The following is a 20,611-nucleotide window of genomic DNA, read 5'->3' as shown; positions in this document are numbered from 1 at the left end:
GGGCATGGTCTATTGGAACGCTGCAAGCCATGTACAAAACGCATAGCGATGAAAATGAGGACCGAAGAGAGAGGCAATATCCCTCCGGTGAGTCCTATTTCACTTGTCACCAGTAGCGACAGAAAAGATATGCGCAGAAATAACGTAAACGCGGGTATTCTTTGCGTATCCCGGTGGTGCCATTAAATCCGAGTTTTTCCCGCCTTTGCCCGGAATAAGCAGACCACGTTCCACCAGAATTTTCTTGGCTTCTATCTGGTTCAGGCCTGTAAGAGCTTCTCGCATTCCAGCAGGGTTGAGGATAGGGCACCATATGTAGCGGCCGTCTGGCCCTTTAGCCCAACGCCGCCAGCCCGCCTGCTTCTGCGTGCGGTAGCGTTCTGGTGGTGGCTTACCTTCTCCCCATTCTACCGGCATTTCATCTGCATCCTTGTCTATCCATGGTTCCAAGCGGGCAGAAAGGTTTTGTGTGATGAAATCCCGCAACTGCTGTATGGCCTGCTCATCTTCTCTGCGGCCTGCGGTGCCACGGGCACGAAGCCAATCGCCAAAGCACATGCTGACCAGAACGTCAGGCGTATCATGGTCCCAGCCGGTTAAGCCGAACTCGGTGGCCAGTTCGCCAGCAAGAGCAATCATGGCAAAACGCCGAGAGACAGAGCGCACTTGTCCGGATGCATTAGGCCAGTGTGAAAGGTAGATTGTGGAGATTGCTTCCATTCGTGCCAGCAGGCTTTCACGGAATATTCTGATGCCTTCCGCCTCCATACGCTGGGTGAGGGTGTCCAAGAAGGCTCGGAGGGGTGCGCCGTAATACTGCCCGCAGGCATTACCCAGATAATCCGAAAACTCTCCGGGGCTATCGCAATGGTGTATGTTTTCAAACATGCCCATGTTGTGCCCAGCATCGGCAGGCACATCACAGAAACGCACTTCCTGACCTGCTTTTGTGGGACGCCCCGCCAATTTGTTCATATCGTCGAGAGTGTTTTCTCCCGTACTAAGAAACAAAGAGCGCCAACGAGCCGTAGCACGAGCGCCACCTGTTCGGCTGGCTCTTACCTTGCCTTGTCCGTTTGCCAGCATGTAGGCCACGTCACCAATTTCTTTGGGGTCTAGCTGTCCTACTTCATCCATTGGGAGAAGGGCGTCACACGAACTCAGAGCAACGCTTTCCATGCCGTTAGAGGTTGAGCGCCAAGACCGGGCATAACCTTTGGCTCCGGACTCCGGTGTGCCTCCGCATACGCTACATGCCAACAGGAGGGCTGTAGATTTACCAGCGCGGGATGGACCAACAAACGAAACGCCGCCTCCTTCTAGGCCCAAGACACCCAAGAGAGGGGCTGCAAAGCCTGTGCAAACGGCCATGACAAGGCGGGAGTTACCTTTGCAGAACTGGCCTATATGTTGCTTCCAGTCTTCTACCGTGCCGGAGACGCCAAAAAGGTTTGGCTCTTGCTCGGTTGTTTGCAGCACTACCCGCTCTTTTAGATTGCCGTAGGTAGTATCTGGCAGCACATACACCATCCCTCCGCTGAGGGTGTGCCAGCCTATGCGGTTGACTGAAAGCGCCCTGTCAGTGCTGGAAATTGAAGAGAGCCAGTCAGCAAAGGCCGCTTTGGCTGCTGGACCAGATTGAAGAGTAAGGCCACCATCCGCCAACTGGCTCCGCAGTTCGGCACAGTCTCCAGCAAACATGGCACGTGGAAACGCCTGTTCATGTTGCTGTCCGTCTCGGTCAGTCCAAGCCAGTAATATGCCCCAGCCTTTCCCATCTGCTCCGCGCGTTTCTGCGACTATCCAGATAGGGCCAGAGAGCTTCATATCTGTCTTGTTGCTGTCTGCTGCCTTACGGAACAGCCCGTGTGCGTCACAGAAAAACCGCCCGCACGGAGACTCTATGCGCTGGCTTACGCTTTTCTTTTTACTTTGTGTGCCAGGCATCGGTACCACCTTGGCGGAGGTCAGACCGGCCCGCACAGTATTACGACCGTTCTGGCCCTTTGAGTCCGTCATGTTCTGTCAGGACGTTATTCCAGTCCTGCCCCTGTATCTCTGGCATGGCGAGCCGAACTGTGCGGCCCTGCTGTGCGAATTGTGAGAGAGCAGCATCCAGCGCCTTCCGTGCGGAAGCATTGCCGGTATCATTATCTGCTGCGACAATAATTTCTGTGATGGTGTCAGGCAGTTTCATGGCGGCCATGTTGCTGAGGCTAACAGCAGCCAGCACACGGTATTCCGGGCAGGCAATAGCGCAGGAGAGGGCGGTTTCTATGCCCTCCGCAACAATCGCCACGTCACCCTCCGGCGCTATACCAAGGGCAAGCGCAGAGGCACCACGCCAAAGGCGGATGCACCCGCCAGCAAAACTACCAAGCACCTTCTTTGGATTTTTGAGGTCAGCTTTACACCATATACCGGAGGGAGATTGCGCCAGCCATGTTCTGTGGCAGGCCACCAGCTTGCCACTAGGCGAACAGATAGCGGCCAGCATAGCCGGTAGGGGACGGCGGACTTCCTGACACCAGACCGCAGGCGCGAAGCGCAATGCACCCGGAGCACGGCCCAAGGCTCGCAAGTCTATGCCACGGCCTTGCAGATATGACTCAACTGGCGTGCCTGCTATCCCTGCTGGCGTGTCATGCCACAAACGCCGGGCCTTGGCTCTCCGTTGCTGAGCTTCTTTGTCCAATTCCTGAGAAGTATTCAGTTTTTCTTGAATAGGGCGCCGCTGCACGGGGGCGGAGGTGGTTGTGTTGCTTAGGCCAAGCCAGTTTTCTGACCATTGCATGGCGTCCTTCCGGCTTCCACCGAACAGGCAGGCAGCCACAAGGTCCAGCGCATCGCCACGCTCCCCGGAACTGAAATCCGCCCATACGCCCCGCCGTGCGCCAGATAGACGCACAGCAAGGGACTGGCCCGGCTCCCCGGCCAGACTACCCACACGCCATTCTACACCGTCCTTTTTGCCATGTGGCAGCAGTTCAGGTGCAAGGCGCGTGATGTGCTCCGCCAGAAGCCGGGCCAGTTCGGAGGCGTTATGCCGCCGCATAGCACACCTGTGGCTGGTAATCTTTCAGGTCTGGCCTATGACCTTTCATTCCACCACGTTGCCAATTCTGCATATCTTCAATGAAACGCGCATCGGCCTTCTGCTTTGCCTTGGTATATTCCGGCTTTTCTTCAATGAAACTGCCATAGGATACGGCATGTCCTGCCAGAACCCTTTGCATGGCAGCATCACGTTCTTCTGCTTGCTTCAAGATTTTACCCCAGCCAATAGCAACCAACCATTTCTTGGCCTCTGCTGCTCGAAGGTCATTTTCCAGCCCCATCCAGAACCATCCGAGGGCAGGAGCCATGGGGATGAACCGTTCTTCGGCTCCCTCCGTCCGGAAGCCTTCTGATAACTCCTCAAAACTCTTTTCAGCGACTGTTAACTTGCTGAGATGAAGCCAAGCCTGAGAAAGCCCAATAACGACACCCGTGGTAAAACCCGGCTTAAAATCTCTGGCGTATTCCTGAACAATATTGGACATGTCAGAATTGAACGGGGTGGCATGCAATTGCCAGTCAATGCGCCAGCAGAGATAGAGAAAGCGGCCAAGCAGATTAGGTTTTGCGTCTGATGTGCTGCCACTCCATAATTCTATAGGACGGTTGGTGGCGCTTGAGGTGGTTGTGTTGTCACTCATGCTGCACCTTCCATTTTCACAGAGGCTTCCGCTGTGCTCTTGACTGACTGCCCCGCGACCCATGCACGCAGGGCTTCCACTGAGTAACCAATGCGCCTCCGAGTAAGCTGCACAAAGGCAGGGCCCGTGCCATCCAGCCGCTTTGCCTGCAAGGTGCGGGGTGCAAGATTTACCAGTGCGGCGGCCTTGGCTTCTGACAGAACGAGAGGCGCTATGGTTTCCTTGTGTTCAGGTGCAGGAAAATGAGAAATGCCGCCCATTATACCTGACGTATTATTCTGAATTGGTGCCATGGAAGGCATGGAAAATCTCCTTTAGTTCATGGGGCTCCACGCTGCATGTGTGTGCGGCGTAGCGCATGAACTGAGGATTACTCGCGGATGTTCATTCAGGTCTTTTCAGTACTTTTCAGGCTGAACAAAAATGAAAAAATGAACTCAAGACTTATTCCGAATTTTCCTTGTATGCCTTCTGAAACCGAGCGTGGAGGCGTTGTTTTTTGCTTTTGATAGTTCCATGTCCGGCAGCTTTATCGACAACAAGGTCTGTTGCTTGCCATGCGTTCTTAGCTTTTCCAGCACGTATGAGGTTGAACATTTCTTCTATCAGACGCCCATCTTCTTCTAAATTCCCCCGTTGGGTTTTTGGGAGAGGCAAGGAAGGAACGCGAGAAACGTTGGCCGTTGTTCGTTTGGTGGCGGTTGCCAGCGTGTTTGTATCTGTCTCATTTAATGGAGGATGTGGTGTATAAATTTTGACATGTCGCCATTTTTTAGGGGCTATACATATCTCTGATCTGGCCAAGCCAATCTTGTGTTCATTCCACAAAGTAGGTGAAACTTGTTCATCTGTTCCTAAATAATACCCTTTTAGCTCTTCTTTTTGCATAAGAGAGCAAAAATATCTCCGGAATATCCTGATCTCATCAAAGAGAGCATGGATGCTTCCCTTAGATGCCATTTTAACCCGGCATGCTCCTACTCGTCTCATCAGAGAAGGCACTAACTCTTGATCGCCATAAGCGACCACCGCACACCAGATAGGGAGCGATTCAAGGCAGGTTATCCGCACATCTAGAAAACTCACCCCTTCTACGGTGACCTTGTTTTCATCAAACGATATTTTGCACTCAAGAGAGAAATACTGACATGGAATGGTTTGCCATTTTTCATCTGTAATTTTTTCTTTTCCATAAGCTGTCAGACGGCCGCTTTTTAGAAGAGACTTTATGTTTTCATAAATGGCGTAACGATACCGTTCAAACTCTCGAAGGGCCTTAGGCACTAAATCAGTAGGCCCCAAAAAACCCCTTACCTTGTCAGGAAAATCAAAAGCCTGCTCTGGTATACCGCTTAACATACATTCGCACATTGCTCGGCTCATGCCATCAAAATTGGCTTCTATCCAATCATCAAGAAGCGCAAAGGCATGGTAACAATCAGAGAGCCTGATACCATTTTTCAGCCGGTCTTCCGTAGACGGAAGAGTATACATTTCCCACACAACCGCCCCACATCGGTTAGCCCCATGAACCTTGGAAGGGAGCGCGGCGGGCCTGTCATGGGGTTCAGGCGTTCGGTGGCCATACCTAGCCGCGCTTGGTTCCATAATTGAGAACAAAACAGGAATAGGCAATAGGGGACTTGCGGAGGGCGGCTGCATGGTAATCATGCTGCACCTCCGGCCACATCACGCGCCAAACTGAGCGCCAATCGGATTTCAGGGTCATCGCCACAATCGTACCAGCGCAGACAGATTGGCAAGTGCCGCTCAAGCACCTCAGCCTTGGCTCGCTGCCCCTCCGGGGTCACAGCACGAAGGTCTGCCATCTGGGTTATGATTCTGGAACGCTGGGCAATCAAACCATCAAACCGAGCTTCCCATGCCGGATATTCTGGGGCCGTTACGGGTGGCTCCGGGCTGGCCTCCATCGCCAGAATGGCGCGTTCTACCTGCCAATAGCGGCGCAACACATCCTGCAAGGCGGCATCCTGCCCTCCGGCTGGGCTAGACGAAGCGACAACAGGCACGGCAGCACCGGCGGCGACAAGAGAAGCCTTAAGAACGTTACGGCGGCAAACGGAGGACTTGCTCATATCTGAGCACCCCCGGTCAGATCACCCAAAAGGCTCATGACCAGCAGGAACTCTCCTGATTCGTCGGACAAGTAGCAATCGCGCATTATGTCTGGCAGCAAGGTTTGCAGAATGGTCGCTTTGGCTTTCAAGCCAGATGGGGTGCGGGCAACAGTTTGGGCAATCTGTTTCACAAGGCTGTCTTCTTGCCTGCAAAGCTGATCGAGGTTGGCTTCCAGCCTCTTCTGTTCTGGCGAGCCGAACTCATGCTCTACCAGATAATCCGCAGACCCTATCTGCTTATGCACCCGCCATAACTCCGCACAGAGCGCCAGTAGGGCAGCATCCTCACCAGAAGGGGCAGCAGACGCCATGACGGGCAGAGCTGCGGCTGTGGCGGCCAGCACGGAGGCAAGAGCACCACGGCGAGACAGGCCGGGGCTGTGTGGCGTGGTCTGGCTCATCGTGCCACCTCCGCACCATTCGTCACGGAGGCCACCAGCACGGCATGAGGAAGGGTGTGGTGGTGTGTATGGCCTGTCATCCCTCCGGAGGGGCCGTGCAGGTGTTCAGGATGCAGGAAACCAGCCAGAGCCAGCAGAGAAAGGCCAGCCGCAGCAAATGCGGCCAGAGCATCGCCATGAAGGCGAGCAAGAGTGAGCACTGCCCAGCATGTGCCGGGCATGGTATAGGCGCGTTCAGCCATTACCGTCTCCTAGTGCGAGCGGTTGTGGTTAGGCCAAGTGCGGGAGGGTCCAAGCTCCCCATTTGGCCGCAAATTGCATTGCCCTATTATCCGAACATAGTTACGATAAATCTGCAATGAAAAAATCGTATCAGGGTTCGGATTTTGTTAGCTGTTCAATGTAAAATGGCCCGCGCAGCTATAGGCTGGGGAGTGCGTGACCTCGCAAAGGAGGCAAGTGTTTCTCCTGATACCATTGCCCGCCTTGAAAGAGGCGAGGAACTGAAAGCCAGCACGATAGATGCTATCCAATCCGCTCTAGAAGCCGCAGGCGTCCAGTTCATCCCTGAAAACGGCGGAGGGGCTGGGGTTAGGTTGCGGAAGGACAGTGCATAATAGCCATGGTTTATAACTGGTCCATAATGGTCATACTGACCACCATACTTGCTGGCTGTGCGCAACAGTCCCACCATCGGCCCGGTGATACGCCTGCCTGCATGAACTACCGCTCCATGATGACCGCCCCTATGCCGCCAGAAGCAATGCAGAGGCTACAGAAGCAGTGTGAGGACTCCATGCGGGCAACTACAGCTACACCCAGACTAAAGAAGGACACAGTCAAATGAGAGCGTTGGCTATATGCACCTTTGCTCTGTTCGCTATCGCTTTCCTATTGGTGGCGGCCACTCTCGCACTAGCCCCGGAACCCTCCGGAGCCTGCACACTGGGTATCTGCTTCTGATGGTCCTCCTTTAACCGCTCAAAATACTACCGACTTTCCGGTAGTAACGTGATGAACGACAACTGCCCCAAAGGGCTCATGTTGCGCCCCTTACGCTATGACCTCCGTGTATCCCCCGTAAACCAAGCAGCAGCGACCACATCAGCCGCCTTGGCTACTGCCAGGCACACAAGAAACCCCACAGCGGTCATACCCACTACACTCATCATAACAACGCACTCCCATCAATCTCACGGGTTTAACCCCGTTATGGCTGGGGCGGTTTCAGGCGCATAGCTGGCAGGCATTGAGAGCAGAGTGTGGGTAAAAACTCGCCTGATTCCACCTAACGCCAAATCTGGCGTTACCTCTGACACGAGCAACGGGCCGTCAAAATTGCCAATATCACGCCGCTATGCCCCTCAGCATCTGAGCTGGGGGTATGCAATTCTGCACAGGCCCTTCTCAACGGAGGGCTGGCCTCAAAAAGTATTCAGTTTTTCTTGAAAGGAGTGAACCTGTAAGGATGGCTCACAGGTGCAGAGACTATTTCCCACAAATATCTTTGATCTTTACCACGGTATCGGAAAGAGCGGAAAACAGAGCGGTGAGTGCTGTAGTTAGCTTTTGCTCCTGATTATTTTCTGATTTCGGCGCTTCATTTTTATGGATCATTTTGGCCAGTGTAACAAAAATAGTAAGTGGAATAGCACCAGCTAATGCCACCATAAGACCAGAAGAAATCATGGCTCTGGAATTATCTTGAGAAATAATACTTAAATATTCTTCCGTTCTAAGCATAAGAATAATAGCAATAGGAAGGCATAAAAGCTCAATTCCAGAGATAATCATAAATGCCATAAAAAGCCACCTTCTAAGAAAGCGAATTTCTTTAGCTTCCTCTATGGCGTCTTTTACTTCATCTGGCGTAATTGTCTGAACTGGTAAAGGCTTCGGGGCAACACGTCCCAACGGAGGCGTAGTTGGACCATCGAACCCAGGAGCGCTACTGCTGGTCGATGAATTTTTGGAATCGGCCTTCCCCTGCGGTGAAGCGGGGGAAGGGTTAGTGTTAGCTGGTGTCTCTCCTTTAGGTGGAGAGGAATCCGAGGTTTCCAAGTCTGTATGTCATCGCAGCTTCAGAGACCTGAAAGAGGTTGGTCAGCTCTTGAAGCGAAGTGATGCCTTTTTTGTTAATCAAGACGTTCAGATAAACGCGAGGCATTAAAATGTCAGCAGCAAATCGATTGGCTGCAACCTCACAGGGGTTATAACGCTCAGCCGAGTTTTCTCTAAAATCACGGAAGCTTCTTCCGTGCCCCAGAAAATGGTGACCGAGTTCATGGGCTATGGTGAAGCGTATTCTGTTCTCAGGGTCATCAGCATTATAATAAATGACTGGACGACCTTTTGGGCCTAACGGCAAATACTCTCCACTGATTCCCGGAGCAGAACCAACAGGCAACGGTTCGACATCAATGCCGGCATTCCGTGCTATAATGGCTGGGTCAATGGGGAGTTCTGCGCTCGGCCAATGCTGAGAAAGAACATCCGTCGGGGTCATGATATGATCCGGCATTACATCCTCTCTTATTCAATCGTTGGCACAAACACGAACAGCCCCCTCCAGAGAGAGAGCTTTCGAGCGCAAAACAGAGCGAAACTGCTCTTTACGTTATATGTGCGGAAAATGCAGCTTAAGCAACACCTCAACGTTTAGTTGAGGACATTGCTCATCTGTAAGCATGCACGTTAGCAGTCTACTGCAAAGACGATCCTGCCAATTGAAACAGAGACTTATATGAGACCACGCGCGCAGTCGAACAACATATAAAATCTCGTATTAAATTTTGCTTGAAGCTTACGCATGGAACGCCCTGATGCATTTCGTTACATTTCGGTTTGATAATTTATTCATACTCTCCCCAGTTGCACCACGTTGCTTGCATGCGGTTCGATTCCTGAACTCTCTGCCACCCGCAGCACATGGGCTGCCCACGCATCCAGAGCCGCCGCCCTCTCTTTAAGGAACTCATGGCGCTGATATACGGCGGCCACGCCGCTTATGGCTCCCTCCGTGTGGTTCAGCACCTTATCCGCCACATGGGGGCCAATGCCTAAGCGGGCCATTGTGGTGACACCCGTGCGCCGCAGGTCATGCAGCCGCCAGCCGTTCGCAGGCAGGGCGGAGGGTTTCTTTCCCGCGTTTTTTTGCTCTTTAGCCCCGTTTTCTACCTGCTCCTGCGCCATCAGGGCTTCAAGGCGTTCCTTGCCATCCGAAAATCCGGATATGGGCGTTCTGCCCGTATTGGTGAACACAAGCGGAGATATGGCGCTGGTTTTGGGGTCGGTTTGCCGATGGAGAGAGGCCAGAACCTGCCGGGCTGGCTCGGACAGGTGGACAATGTGCTCTTTGCCGTTCTTGGTGCGGCTGGCCGGAATGGTCCATGTGGTCAGGTCAGGCGTGATTTCGTCCCACCTCATGCCAGCAACCTCACTCCGGCGCTGGAGTGTCAGAACAAGCAGGCGGAAGAACGGGCCAAAGGCGTAGGGCATCTGGCAGGCGGCCCGCCATACCGCGCCCAATTCAGCATCGGTCAGCACCCGGTCACGGGAGACTTCGCGGCCTTCTATCACCGCATTGGTAAATGGGTTTTCCGTAACCAACTGGCGTTTAACGGCCCAGCCGTACATGGCGCGGCCATATGCCTGTAGGCGGCGGGCAGTGGTGGGGTGTTTTTCCGCTACTTTATCAAGCCGGTTCTGCACTTCGGCCACGGTTAGGGCATGGGCTGGGCGGTCCAGCATGTCTGCAAAATTGAAGCGCAGGCGGCGCGGAGCCTCCGTACTATGGCTTTCGCTGCTGTCCCGGAGGGCGTTGCTGGCCCAGCGTTCTGTGAGCACCTGAAAGGTGAGCGCATTAACAGCGGCCCGTTTGGCTTCTTCAATCGCCTGCTGCTGGAAGGCGTGTGCGGCTGCTTTCTTGTCCCCGGCCGGGTCACCTCCGGCCAGAACCTTCCCCCGTGCTGCTTCTGCCAGTTTGCGAGCTTGCGCCAAGGTTAATTCGCCATACTGCCCAAATACCAAGCGCCGGGGCTTACCGGCAAAGCGGTAGTTAAACAGGAAGGTTTTGCTGCCCGTGGCGTTCACCCGAATGGCAAAGCCCTTCACATCGCTATCCGTGAACATGGCATCCCGCTTTCCCGGCGGGCAGGTGAGGGCGTCTATTCCCGGCTTGGTAAATTTCATGCCACGGCTCCTATACACCTTACACACCTCACAGAACCGTGAGGTGTATAGTCAGGAGTGGCAAAAAACCCAATAAAATCAGTAATATATCTATGTGTTGTACACCTATACACCTTATACACCCTGTTTTGGTGTATCCCCCGCTGCCATTTTCCCATCATCACCCCCTGATCGAGTTTTCCGGAGTCAATCCGGAGTCATTTGAAATAGTAATCCGTGCATCTTCATGCGTCACGCTGCGCGAAGACGCTCTATAATCACTAGGAAATATAAGGGGTTTTGCATCTCTATGCATATACGTGCGCCTTAAGTGTACATTGGCCGCACTGTCTCTTAATCAGCGGGTCCAAGGTTCGAGTCCTTGTGCGCCCACCAATCTTTCCTAAAAATTGGTGATTTACGGCAAGTGTGAAAATTACTTTCTCACATTCCTTTCTGTCCTGCAAATATGATGAGGCGATTTTCTCTGAAGGCTGCCTCTTTACGTTTCAGGACAGATCAGTTTGCCCTATTTTAGGTTTGTTCTCCCGTATGAAAAACCATAGATTGAGTTTGGTTTCTGATGGGAGCGAGGCTTATTTTGGCCAACAAGTCGGACAATTCATCTATACCAACGCAAGGAAATCTCTTTCTTCCTGAGTTTGATCTGCCCGTTGTTCCGGCTGACGTCTGGGATAAGCTGGCACGGTCCGAGTTTCGGCGGCAGTTTCATCTAACCAAAGTCGATAGGGCTTATTTACAGGAAAAAAGTCTTCCTATTGTCTTAGAACATGCCGCAGATTTTATAGCCAAACGGCTTGCCCCATCGCATCCTGTAAAGGATGGGCGGCAGACACCGTGGAAAGGCCACCCGGTCTTTACTGCACAACATGCAACAGGAACATGCTGCCGTTCTTGTGTGGAAAAATGGCACCACTTTGTAAAAGGGGTGCCGCTAACCCAGCAGCAGCAGGCGTATATTCTGGCAGTCATAGCCGGCTGGCTGGAGCGTGAAGAACAGCATCCTGAACAGGCAGAAGATGAAGGACAAGATATCCAACGTTACTTTGCACAGCGGAAACAGAAAACGCGTAAATAGCTTTAGGGGCTAGTCTGTTTCGGACACAATAAATAGCTGTGGAGACAAAAGGGTTATGGCCAAATAAAGACTAAAAACGCTCAAATGTTACGCAGAGATGTAGTGAAGATTTTTCATGGAGAGCCTAAGCACTTTCGGCCAAGGCTTTATCTATACGATTACAAAGTTATCTCGGCGCTTGTGCAACAATCCCAAAAACTGGTTTTTTAAACCTGAATATTATGGATTTTTGGGACTGTTGGCTAAAAGAGTCTTGCTGACAAACTCTGGTTCAGGACGCCTTTTGAGGCGGTGTATTCCGGTCCATCAGTAATGTTGTGACGGCATTTTTAAACGGCGTGAACGCATCAGCCAGCCGCAATCCTGTTTCACGCAACTGGCGGAATGGAGCGCCATCATGCGTATAAAGGGTGGCAATACCATTTGTCCCTGCAAACAATGGCGCTGTTGCCAGACGGTGCTTTTGCTCAAATCGACGCAGACCTTGCGCAAGCCCGGCATCTCCAGAGGCAGAGACATTGCAGATGACTTCCTCAGACAGGATTTCCTGCCCTCTGAGGCCCAGGTTGAAGCCGTGAGCGGTAATGGGGTGCATTCCTACGGCAGCATCGCCCACAAGCGCAAGACGGCGGCTGGTAAAGCGGTGCGCATACACGCCTTTCAGCGGATAAGCATGGCGTGTGCTGACCAGACGCATTTTGCCCAGCCGATTGCCAATGCGCTGCATCATTTCAGCGTTGAAATCGTCACGTGGGGCGTCAAGCAGGCGTTTGATCTCTTCGGCTGGGAGGGTAAGCACCAGAGATGACGCCATACCGTTTACCGGCAGCAGGGCGACCGTCTGTCCTTCATCAAACCACTGGGTTGCTACATTATGGTGCGGAGATTCATGCGCCATGCGGCACACCAGCATAGTGCGTTTGAAATCATGAATAATGGCACCTATCCCTGCGCGGCGGCGGGTTGGTGAAAAACGACCATCAGCCCCAACAACCAAACTGGCATTCAGTTGCCCGGCAGAGTGATGCACTACGGCCTGATTAGGGTTTTGTCTGACTGTTTCAACAGTAATGCCATCTAACAGGGTAATGCCCGGACGCGCAGTAGCGGCTGCATAAAGCGCACGCCGGATCTGATTGTTAGAGACCAGCCACCCAAGCGCATCAACACCCCGCCCGTTGGTGTCAAACGTCAGGGGATGACGAAATTTTCCTGTCTCAACACGCGCTTCACGCAAAGGGCAGATGGCAGAGTGCGGGATGTGATCCCATGCACCATTTTCCTGCAAAATGCGGACGGAGTGATGCGTCAGGGCAATTTCGCGCCCATCGAACGAGGGTTCTTCCCATGCAGCCGCAGGTGCACGCTCCAGAACCGTGACAGACAACCCTGCCTGTTCCAGAGAAAGGGCTGTCGCAAGTCCTACGGGGCCACCGCCAATAATTGCGACATCGGTTTGTGCTGCTGGGGTTTGCATCGTGCGTTAGTCCTTGTCTGCCGCAAAGGTTACAGGCTGGCCTGTCCAGCGGGCGGTAAAGGCTGCCGGGTCTGGCCGGCGGGGTGCTGCCGGGGCATTTGTAGGGGTGCCGATAAACAGAAAGCCTGCCAGTTTATGCGGGGCTGGAAAGCCAATTTCTGCGGCCAGAACCGGGTCTTCCACCACGTCCCCCGATACCCAGATACCGCCGAACCCTGTTGCATGCAGAGCATTCAGAACATTCATGGTTGCTGCTGCCACAGCCATTTCCTGTTCCCATAAAGGAATTTTATTCTCTGGCCGTAAATGCATGCCTAAAGCCAGAATAAGCGGCATGGTAGAAAAACGGTTACGGCGTTTTTCAATTTTGAATTCGGGCGCATCCGCATCCAGACGCTGCATGCTGGCGACAATCCGCTCTGCCATCTGTGGGCGGGCGTCGCCTTCAATGACAACATAGCGCCATGGCCGGAGCTTACCGTGATCAGGCGCACGCATGGCCGCAGCCAGAATGTCTGAAAGCTGCGCTGCGTTGGGGGCTGGTTCGGCCAGATGGTCTGTCGACGCACGGCTAAGAAGCATATCCATAGGTGTCATGATCAGGAACTCCGGTTGCCAGAGACGATAAACGCTATGTTAGTTAGACAGGGAAAGGAGGCAGGGCCTTGCCGCCTAGAAGGTGCAGATGAAAATGAGGCACTTCCTGCCCTGCATTCTGGCCTGCATTGGTAATGATACGGTATCCGGCCTCATTCAGGTTTAGCTCAGCCGCAATATGGCCGGTTGACTGCATCAGGGCTGAAATTTCTTCCGGTGCGGCATTTTTGCTGAAATCAATAAACGAAACATAGGGTTTTTTAGGAATAATGATGACATGCACAGGCGCTTTTGGCGCAATGTCATGAAATGCCAGAACCCATTCGTTTTCAAAAACCTTGTTGCAAGGAATATCGCCATGCAGAATTTTGGCAAAGATGTTGTCTGGGTCGTAAGGCCCTGTTCCGTTCACAGCCATCACTTATCCTTTTTTGCAAAAGTTTCTTTTGGACGAGACGCTTTTTCTGCAATGCCACTTGTGCCTTCGCGGCGGCGCAGTTCTGCCCAGACGTCGTCTGGTGTAATGCCAGCATCCACCCAGAGAACAATAAGATGGTAGAGCACGTCAGCACTTTCTCCAACCAGAAGATCTTTCCGGCCAGCTACGGCTTCAATCAGACATTCAACCGCTTCTTCCCCAAATTTCTGGGCAATTTTATATGTGCCACGCGAAAGAAGACGTGCAGAATGGCTGACTGAAGGGTCCGTGCCTTTGCGGCTGAGCACAACGTCATACAGACGGTTCAGCACGGTCATGTCAGCTGGTTCATTCAGAAGGTCAGCCTGCACACCCTCCTGCTTTATGGGTGTCTGTTTGGGAGCGGCTACCTTTTTTGATTGACCTTTGGCCGTTGTTTTGGCGGCCCCTTTGCCGGTGGCTTTGGGGGAGGCCTTGGCACTTGCTTTGGTGCTGACTTTCTTGATCATGTGCGAGACTTTGCCTGGAAAGGGGAGGGAGAAGGACGAACCGGCAGGCCTGCTTCAGCCAGAGCGGTTTTAACCTGAGAAACTTTGAACTGGCCAAAATGGAAAACACTGGCTGCCAGAAGGCCTGTGGCCCCAGCTTTGGCACCTTCCACAAAATGTTCAAGTTCGCCTACGCCGCCCGAGGCAACGATAGGTAACCGAACCGCCTGTGTCGCGGCCTTCAGCAATTCAAGATCAAAGCCTGAGCGCGTGCCATCACGGTCCATGGAGGTCAGCAGAATTTCGCCTGCACCCCGTTCGGCCACTTCCTTGCACCACTCTATGGCATCTCGCCCTGTGGGGGTGCGGCCACCGTGGGTATAGACTTCCCATTTGCCGGGGGCAGACTGGCGGGCGTCAATCGCAACCACCACGCACTGGCTTCCAAACTTGCGTCCGGCTTCGTTAATCAGTTCTGGTCGGGATACGGCTGCCGAGTTCATGGCGCATTTGTCCGCACCCGCCAGCAGCAGGCGGCGCATGTCATCCGTTGTGCGCACACCACCGCCCACCGTTAGCGGCAGGAAAATCCGTTCAGCCGTGCGACTGACTACATCCAGAATGGTGTCACGGTTTTCATGGCTGGCGGTTATATCCAGAAATGTTAATTCATCCGCGCCTGCGGCGTCATAGAGGGCAGCCTGTTCAACCGGGTCCCCTGCATCGCGCAGAGAGACAAAATTGACGCCTTTGACAACCCGGCCATTCTTGACATCCAGGCAGGGAATAACGCGCAGTTTCAGCATCAGGCCAGAACCTTGAGCGCTTCGGCAGGGGAAACGCGGCCATCATACAGGGCACGGCCAACAATCACCCCTTCAATACCGGGGGCATGATCAGCGGCTTTGCGTAATGCTGCCAGATGCTCAATGTTGCCCACGCCGCCGCTGGCGATGACCGGAACCGTGACTGTGTTGGCCAGTGCAACAGTCTGCTCCAGATCCAGACCTTCCAGCATGCCGTCACGGCTGATTTCCGTGAAGATAATGGCGGCTACCCCGGCTTCCTGCATGCGCAGGGCAAGTTCGGTTGCCTGCATGTCAGACACTTCAGCCCACCCTTCGGTTGCCACATGGCCGGAGCGGGCATCAATCCCGGCAACAATCCGGCCGGGGAAGGCGCGGCACGCTTCACGCACAAGGGCCGGGTTTTTGACTGCGACAGACCCGAGAATAACGCGCGTAACACCGGCTTCCAGCCACGAGGCAATGGCTTTCATATCGCGCAGGCCACCGCCCAACTGCATGGGAACGGTGGTGGCTTCCAGAATGGCGCGGACGGCCGCTACATTGGCAGACTGACCAGCGAAGGCTCCATTCAGATCAACTGCGTGCAGCCATTTAAACCCGGCATCACACCATGCACGGGCCTGGGCGGCCGGGTCATCTGAATAGATGGTGGCATCGTCCATTTCCCCACGGCGCAGGCGCACACAGGCTCCGTCTTTCAGGTCAATGGCGGGATAGAGCGTCAGTGAACGTGTGGAGGATGTGGGCTCGGCCGGAGCAACGTCTGCCTGGGTCATGCGGGGTGCTTCTGCTGTTGTGGAACGATCGTTATCAAGAAGTTTGGTAAAGAACAGGCCTGATACGGTCTGATCACCTATACGGGCGTAATGGGGGTGGGTGCCCCATTGGTCAAAACCTGCCTTACGAAACAGATCAATGGCGGCTGTCTGGGTTTCCGGCACGTCCACATTCAGCACGCGGTAGCCCATGCTGCGGGCTGCGTTTTCTACCTCATGCAGCAAGATGGTGCCCAGTCCCTGCTTCCGGGCGTAAGGGGCGACAAACAGGTGCATAAGGGTAACGCACATAGCCTGGGCTTCGTTGTTGCGCGGGGCGCGAACCAACTGGGCACAGCCAACAATCATACCATCCAGTCGGACGGCAAACAGCATCCGTTCAGGGACTAACAACAGCCCCTTGAAATAGCGCGACAGCACCTGCCGTCCTTGAGGCTGAATCCACCCAAACCCGCCTCCATCCAGAATGGCGGCGTCCACGGCCTCACACAGGGCGTGCAGATCATCTTCGTCTAGTTGAAGAATACGCTGAACAGGTTTTTTCCGGGACATCAGGCGGTCCAGCGTGCGTCGGGCTGCCACGTTAGAAAGTTGGCCAGAATCCGCAGGCCAACGGTCTGGCTTTTTTCTACATGGAACTGTGTGCCGGCCACATTCCCATTGCAGACAATGGCAGGGACCGCGCCGCCATAGTCTGTCGTGGCAATCAGTGTTTCAGGTGGAGTGCCCTGCAGGGCGTAGGAGTGCACAAAATACCCATGTGGCGCAGTGCCCAGCTCATCGGTCAGCGGGTGTGGCTGCGTCAGGTTCAGTTCATTCCACCCCATTTGCGGCAGGCGCAGGCCGGGGGCTTCCATAGGAGCAATTGTCCCTTTGATCCACCCGAAACCGGGGGTTGTGCCGTGTTCAAGCCCCTGTTCCGCCATAAGCTGCATGCCTACGCAAATACCCAGAAACGGGGTGCCATTGCGGGTGGCTGTCAACAAAGCGTCTTTCAGGCCGGGTTGGGCGTTCAAACCCTGCGCACAATCAGCAAAAGCGCCCTGACCGGGGAGAATCAGCCGATCTGCTTGCAGAACTGCCTCGGGTGAGTTGGTGATGGTGACATCTGCCACAATGCCAGACAGTTCAGCCGCCCGCGCGGCAGCCCGTGCAGCGGAAGCCAGATTACCGCCGTCATAATCAATCACGGCAATGGAAAGAGACTGGGTCATGGGACCTCGCACTTCTGGTCCTGTTCTTGGGGCAGGGGTGATGCACCCAATAGGGCAGGGCCCGGTCGAAAATATAAAACAGGCAGGGGCGGCAGCCCTACGGCAGGCTGCCAGACCCGGCCCTGTTTAGAGCACTCCCTTGGTCGAGGGAATGGCTCCTTGCGCACGGGGGTCCATTTCAACCGCCATACGCAGGGCACGGGCCAGAGCCTTGAACGCGGCTTCAGCAATATGGTGGCAATTTTTCCCGGCTTTTTCTGTCAGGTGCAGCGTGATCATGCTGGCCATGGCAAATGCGCGGAAAAACTCCTCAACCAGTTCTGTGTCCAGTTCACCAATGCGGTCACGGTCAAACGTGGCATCAAACGCCAGAAAGGGACGACCGGACAGATCAACCACCGCTTCGCACAAGGCTTCATCAAGCGGTACCAGTGCGTGGCCAAAACGGCGCACGCCCCGTTTGTCCCCCACAGCCTGTTTCAGGGCCTGCCCAATGGCAATGCCTGTGTCTTCTACCGTGTGGTGGCCATCAATATGCAGGTCCCCCCGCACTTTGACGGTCAGGTCCAGCAGACCATGTTTGGCCAGTGCTGTCAGCATATGGTCAAAAAAACCGATGCCGGTATCAATGTCTGCCTGTCCTGATCCGTCCAGATCAAGAGTAACGGCAATATCGGTCTCGCTGGTAACGCGATGAAGGGTGGCTTGGCGCGGTGTGCTCATGATGCGGAGTGTATAGCTGAACCCGGCGTCAGATACCATCATGCAGACAGGGCAGCCGTATGGAATCTGACAGGCGGCGATGCAGGCTTTGGACTAGACACGCCCCTGCTGCTTTAATGGGCCGGGAACGCGTCAGGGAGAAATCAGGGCACGTTCTGCTCAAGTTCAGACAGCCACACCCGGGCGTTGCCGTCGGAGGGCGCGCGCCAGTCGCCGCGTGGGGAAAGGCTACCGCCCGCCATAATTTTGGGGCCATTCGGCATGGCAGAGCGTTTGAACTGACTGGTGGCAAAAAACCGGCGAAGAAAAACATGCAACCAGTGTTTGATGGTCGGCAGGTCATAGGCTTTTCGGTCTTGCTGCAGAAAGCCCGGTGGCCACTGCCCGGCGTCTAGGGTTTGCCAAGCGTGTTCTGCCATGAAGGCAATACGGGATGGCGTAAAACCGTAGCGCAGCACATAAAATAGGGTGAAATCATGTAGGGCATAGGGGCCGATAATATCTTGCGTGCTTTGCCCGCTGCCGTCTTCACCCGGGGGGACCAGTTCTGGTGAGATTTCAGTAGCCAGAATGGTGGAGAGCAGCGGCGTCACGTCTGCAGAAAAATGACCAGACGCAATCGCCCAGCGGATGAGGTGCTGAATAAGCGTCTTGGGCAACCCTGCGTTGACGTTGTAGTGGGCCATCTGGTCACCCACACCATACGTGCACCAGCCCAGCGCAAGTTCTGACAGATCACCCGTGCCAATGACCAAGCCATTATGCATGTTGGCCAGACGGAACAGGAAGTCGGTGCGCAAGCCTGCCTGCACGTTTTCAAACGTGATGTCGTGCACAGCTTCGCCCTGCGCAAAAGGATGGTTTATCTCCTTGAGCATCAGACTGGCGGCCGGACGAATATCCAGAACCTCGTTCCCGGTGCCTAGGGCGGCCATAAGTGATTGTGCGCTGGCCAGTGTTTTTGCTGTCGTGCCAAACCCCGGCATGGTGTAGCCCAGCACGGCGGAGCGTGGCCAACCCAGTTCATCAGCGGCACGCACAGCTACCAGCAATGCCTGTGTGGAGTCGAGCCCGCCGGAAATACCAATGACCATGGTTTTGGCCCCGCTGGCCCGCAGCCGCTGCTTGAGTGCTGTCACCTGAATAGTGAACGCTTCAAAGCAATCCTGTGCCAGTTTGGCCGGAGCATTTGGGACAAACGGGAAGCGTGGCAAAGGCCGCCGCAGCCCAAGGTCTGTCATAGGCGCGTCAAGCTGGAAGGAAATGCGTCGCCAGTCGGGGGCATAGGCGGCCATGGCGTTGGCATTTGCGGTGAATGACCCCATTCGCAGGCGTTCCTGCCGCAGCAGGGTCAGATCAATATCGGCCGTGATGGTCTGTTTGCCGGTTGGAAAGCGTTCACTTTCGGCAAGCAGGTTCCCGTTTTCAAAAATGGAAATCTGGCCGTCCCACGCAACGTCAGTGGTCGATTCGCCTTCTCCTGCGGCTGCATAAATGTAGGCCGCCACACAGCGCGCGGACTGCGATTGACACAGCAGCGTACGCGTTTCCGCTTTGCCGACAGTAATGTCACTGGCTGAAGGATTGGCGAGAATGGTGGCCCCAGCCAGAGCCGCCAGTGTTCCGGGTGGCACCGGAACCCACATATCTTCACAAATTTCGACCCCAAGGCAGAAGCCCGGTAGATCAGTTGCCTCAAACAGAAGGTCGGTACCAAATGGTGCTGAAACGCCCCCAATACGGATGGTCTGGCCGCGGATGGCGGCTCCGGGCGTAAAGTGGCGTGCTTCGTAAAACTCACGATAATTCGGCAAGACCGCTTTAGGCACAACACCCAGGATAGCTCCCCGGTGCAGCACGACCGCACAATTATAAAGGGCATTGCCATGACGCAAAGGTGCCCCAACAACCAGAACAGGTAATAACTCGGCTGTTGCGCGCGCTAAGGTGGTAAGCGCACCGTCAACCGCATTTAGCAGGGCTTCCTGCTGGCGTAGGTCATCTATGGCGTAGCCAGAAATTCCGAGTTCTGGAAACACGCACAAGGAACACCCATCCCGTGCGCTGGCTTCCGCCGCATCAAGTGTGCGTTGCATATTTGTGGCCGGGTCTGCCAGAGAAACAGGAAGAGTGCAGGCTGCCACGCGGGCAAATCCTTGATGATACAGCGCGCGGAATAAAGAAGTCTGCACAGAGGTTGCTCCCCGGTTTCTTTCAAGCGCCGTCATGATTGCAGAAGACGGCAGGGAAGGCCAATTAACCATTCAGAGCTCAAAAATGCAGATTTCCGTAGGCGGCAGAGACCGCTGAAACAAAAGAATAAAAAAATATAAAATACCCCCTTGCGCGATTTGCCTTTCCCCCTTAGAAGGTGGCCATCCGATGCGGGCGTAGCTCAGGGGTAGAGCACAACCTTGCCAAGGTTGGGGTCGTGGGTTCGAATCCCATCGCCCGCTCCAGATTTTCCTAAGAAAATCAGGGGTGTAGATAAATAAAAAGTTTTATTTATCTAACTGCATCAGATTTTCCCAAAGTCTAAAATAGTAATACAAAGCAATGGTTTTTGTCATTTAGGCACAATCCTGCCCATGCCGAAACTGATT

23 protein-coding genes and 1 tRNA gene are annotated in these 20,611 nt (G+C 54.3%); 4 read left to right on the top strand and 20 right to left on the bottom strand.

Features of this window, described 5'->3' with window-relative positions; all coding sequences use genetic code 11:
* Positions 1–99 precede the first annotated feature (99 nt).
* The 8 genes from Abin_RS12870 to Abin_RS12835 all read right to left on the bottom strand — a co-directional run bounded on the left by Abin_RS12870 (position 100) and on the right by Abin_RS12835 (position 6,479).
* Complete coding sequence (locus Abin_RS12870) at positions 100–2,019, bottom strand: DUF927 domain-containing protein (RefSeq protein WP_048847541.1); 1,920 nt, start codon at positions 2,017–2,019, stop codon at positions 100–102.
* A complete protein-coding gene (locus Abin_RS12865; RefSeq protein ID WP_048847539.1) occupies positions 1,988–3,055 on the bottom strand; it encodes a DUF7146 domain-containing protein in 1,068 nt (355 codons plus the stop codon). The genes Abin_RS12870 and Abin_RS12865 overlap by 32 nt, the downstream gene beginning before the upstream one ends.
* On the bottom strand, positions 3,042–3,698 hold the full coding sequence (locus Abin_RS12860; RefSeq protein ID WP_048847537.1) for a hypothetical protein: 657 nt from the start codon (positions 3,696–3,698) through the stop codon (positions 3,042–3,044). The genes Abin_RS12865 and Abin_RS12860 overlap by 14 nt, the downstream gene beginning before the upstream one ends.
* Positions 3,695–4,000, bottom strand: a complete 306-nt coding sequence (locus Abin_RS12855) for a hypothetical protein (RefSeq protein WP_052948228.1) — start codon at positions 3,998–4,000, stop codon at positions 3,695–3,697. Before Abin_RS12855 ends, Abin_RS12860 begins: the two co-directional genes overlap by 4 nt.
* Before the next feature lie 142 nt (positions 4,001–4,142).
* Positions 4,143–5,369 (bottom strand): hypothetical protein, encoded by a 1,227-nt coding sequence (locus Abin_RS12850; RefSeq protein ID WP_048847535.1) that lies wholly within the window; start codon positions 5,367–5,369, stop codon positions 4,143–4,145.
* The gene (locus tag Abin_RS12845) at positions 5,366–5,794 is read right to left on the bottom strand and encodes a hypothetical protein (protein ID WP_255319293.1); all 429 of its coding nucleotides are present in this window, start codon (positions 5,792–5,794) and stop codon (positions 5,366–5,368) included. The genes Abin_RS12850 and Abin_RS12845 overlap by 4 nt, the downstream gene beginning before the upstream one ends.
* On the bottom strand, positions 5,791–6,237 hold the full coding sequence (locus Abin_RS12840; RefSeq protein WP_048847533.1) for a hypothetical protein: 447 nt from the start codon (positions 6,235–6,237) through the stop codon (positions 5,791–5,793). The genes Abin_RS12845 and Abin_RS12840 overlap by 4 nt, the downstream gene beginning before the upstream one ends.
* Entirely contained in the window at positions 6,234–6,479 is a 246-nt protein-coding gene (locus tag Abin_RS12835; protein WP_048847531.1) for a hypothetical protein, read from the bottom strand. The genes Abin_RS12840 and Abin_RS12835 overlap by 4 nt, the downstream gene beginning before the upstream one ends.
* Before the next feature lie 144 nt (positions 6,480–6,623).
* Here Abin_RS12835 and Abin_RS12830 point away from each other — a divergent pair, with 144 nt between their 5' ends.
* Positions 6,624–6,854 (top strand): helix-turn-helix domain-containing protein, encoded by a 231-nt coding sequence (locus Abin_RS12830; RefSeq protein WP_255319292.1) that lies wholly within the window; start codon positions 6,624–6,626, stop codon positions 6,852–6,854.
* Between the two features lie 871 nt (positions 6,855–7,725).
* Here Abin_RS12830 and Abin_RS12825 read toward each other — a convergent pair.
* From Abin_RS12825 to Abin_RS12815, 3 genes are all read right to left on the bottom strand, one after another.
* Complete coding sequence (locus Abin_RS12825; RefSeq protein WP_146867633.1) at positions 7,726–8,298, bottom strand: hypothetical protein; 573 nt, start codon at positions 8,296–8,298, stop codon at positions 7,726–7,728.
* Entirely contained in the window at positions 8,270–8,743 is a 474-nt protein-coding gene (locus Abin_RS12820; RefSeq protein ID WP_158319919.1) for an ImmA/IrrE family metallo-endopeptidase, read from the bottom strand. The genes Abin_RS12825 and Abin_RS12820 overlap by 29 nt, the downstream gene beginning before the upstream one ends.
* A 350-nt stretch (positions 8,744–9,093) precedes the next feature.
* Positions 9,094–10,428, bottom strand: coding sequence for a tyrosine-type recombinase/integrase (locus tag Abin_RS12815; protein WP_084593639.1), 1,335 nt, complete (start codon positions 10,426–10,428; stop codon positions 9,094–9,096).
* A gap of 580 nt (positions 10,429–11,008) precedes the next feature.
* Between Abin_RS12815 and Abin_RS12810 the strand changes: the two genes are divergently transcribed.
* Positions 11,009–11,506, top strand: coding sequence for a DUF4186 domain-containing protein (locus Abin_RS12810; protein ID WP_371862211.1), 498 nt, complete (start codon positions 11,009–11,011; stop codon positions 11,504–11,506).
* A 271-nt stretch (positions 11,507–11,777) separates the two neighbouring features.
* Here the strand turns inward: Abin_RS12810 and ubiM are convergent, their stop codons facing one another.
* The 7 genes from ubiM to hisH are packed head-to-tail and all read right to left on the bottom strand — an operon-like array spanning position 11,778 to position 17,285.
* Positions 11,778–12,983, bottom strand: coding sequence for a 5-demethoxyubiquinol-8 5-hydroxylase UbiM (gene ubiM / locus Abin_RS12805; protein WP_048847519.1), 1,206 nt, complete (start codon positions 12,981–12,983; stop codon positions 11,778–11,780).
* Between the two features lie 6 nt (positions 12,984–12,989).
* Complete coding sequence (locus tag Abin_RS12800; RefSeq protein WP_048847517.1) at positions 12,990–13,580, bottom strand: nitroreductase family protein; 591 nt, start codon at positions 13,578–13,580, stop codon at positions 12,990–12,992.
* 43 nt (positions 13,581–13,623) lie between these two features.
* Complete coding sequence (locus Abin_RS12795) at positions 13,624–13,998, bottom strand: histidine triad nucleotide-binding protein (RefSeq protein ID WP_048847515.1); 375 nt, start codon at positions 13,996–13,998, stop codon at positions 13,624–13,626.
* Positions 13,998–14,507, bottom strand: a complete 510-nt coding sequence (locus tag Abin_RS12790; RefSeq protein WP_084593637.1) for a phosphoribosyl-ATP diphosphatase — start codon at positions 14,505–14,507, stop codon at positions 13,998–14,000. Before Abin_RS12790 ends, Abin_RS12795 begins: the two co-directional genes overlap by 1 nt.
* The gene (gene hisF, locus Abin_RS12785; protein WP_048847512.1) at positions 14,504–15,292 is read right to left on the bottom strand and encodes an imidazole glycerol phosphate synthase subunit HisF; all 789 of its coding nucleotides are present in this window, start codon (positions 15,290–15,292) and stop codon (positions 14,504–14,506) included. The genes Abin_RS12790 and hisF overlap by 4 nt, the downstream gene beginning before the upstream one ends.
* Positions 15,292–16,623 carry a 1-(5-phosphoribosyl)-5-[(5-phosphoribosylamino)methylideneamino]imidazole-4-carboxamide isomerase gene (gene hisA / locus Abin_RS12780; protein WP_048847691.1) on the bottom strand — a complete coding sequence of 444 codons (1,332 nt, stop codon included), beginning with the start codon at positions 16,621–16,623 and terminating at the stop codon, positions 15,292–15,294. Before hisA ends, hisF begins: the two co-directional genes overlap by 1 nt.
* A complete protein-coding gene (hisH, locus tag Abin_RS12775) occupies positions 16,623–17,285 on the bottom strand; it encodes an imidazole glycerol phosphate synthase subunit HisH (protein ID WP_048847510.1) in 663 nt (220 codons plus the stop codon). Before hisH ends, hisA begins: the two co-directional genes overlap by 1 nt.
* Between hisH and Abin_RS15930 the strand changes: the two genes are divergently transcribed.
* Positions 17,284–17,415, top strand: coding sequence for a hypothetical protein (locus Abin_RS15930; RefSeq protein WP_255319290.1), 132 nt, complete (start codon positions 17,284–17,286; stop codon positions 17,413–17,415). The genes hisH and Abin_RS15930 overlap by 2 nt on opposite strands.
* Here the strand turns inward: Abin_RS15930 and hisB are convergent.
* Together hisB and Abin_RS12765 are read right to left on the bottom strand one after the other, a co-directional pair.
* On the bottom strand, positions 17,412–18,008 hold the full coding sequence (hisB, locus tag Abin_RS12770) for an imidazoleglycerol-phosphate dehydratase HisB (protein WP_048847689.1): 597 nt from the start codon (positions 18,006–18,008) through the stop codon (positions 17,412–17,414). The two genes, Abin_RS15930 and hisB, sit on opposite strands and share 4 nt — an antisense overlap.
* 143 nt (positions 18,009–18,151) lie before the next feature.
* Positions 18,152–20,236 (bottom strand): NAD(+) synthase, encoded by a 2,085-nt coding sequence (locus Abin_RS12765; protein WP_048847687.1) that lies wholly within the window; start codon positions 20,234–20,236, stop codon positions 18,152–18,154.
* A gap of 156 nt (positions 20,237–20,392) precedes the next feature.
* Here Abin_RS12765 and Abin_RS12760 point away from each other — a divergent pair.
* Positions 20,393–20,467: transfer RNA gene (locus Abin_RS12760), tRNA-Gly, on the top strand.
* Positions 20,468–20,611: the final 144 nt, after the last annotated feature.

It is taken from the genome of Acetobacter indonesiensis, assembly GCF_000963945.1.
GTDB lineage: Bacteria > Pseudomonadota > Alphaproteobacteria > Acetobacterales > Acetobacteraceae > Acetobacter > Acetobacter indonesiensis.
The sequence above is the reverse complement of the archived record's forward strand: the minus strand, read 5'-3'. Positions and strand labels throughout refer to the sequence as shown.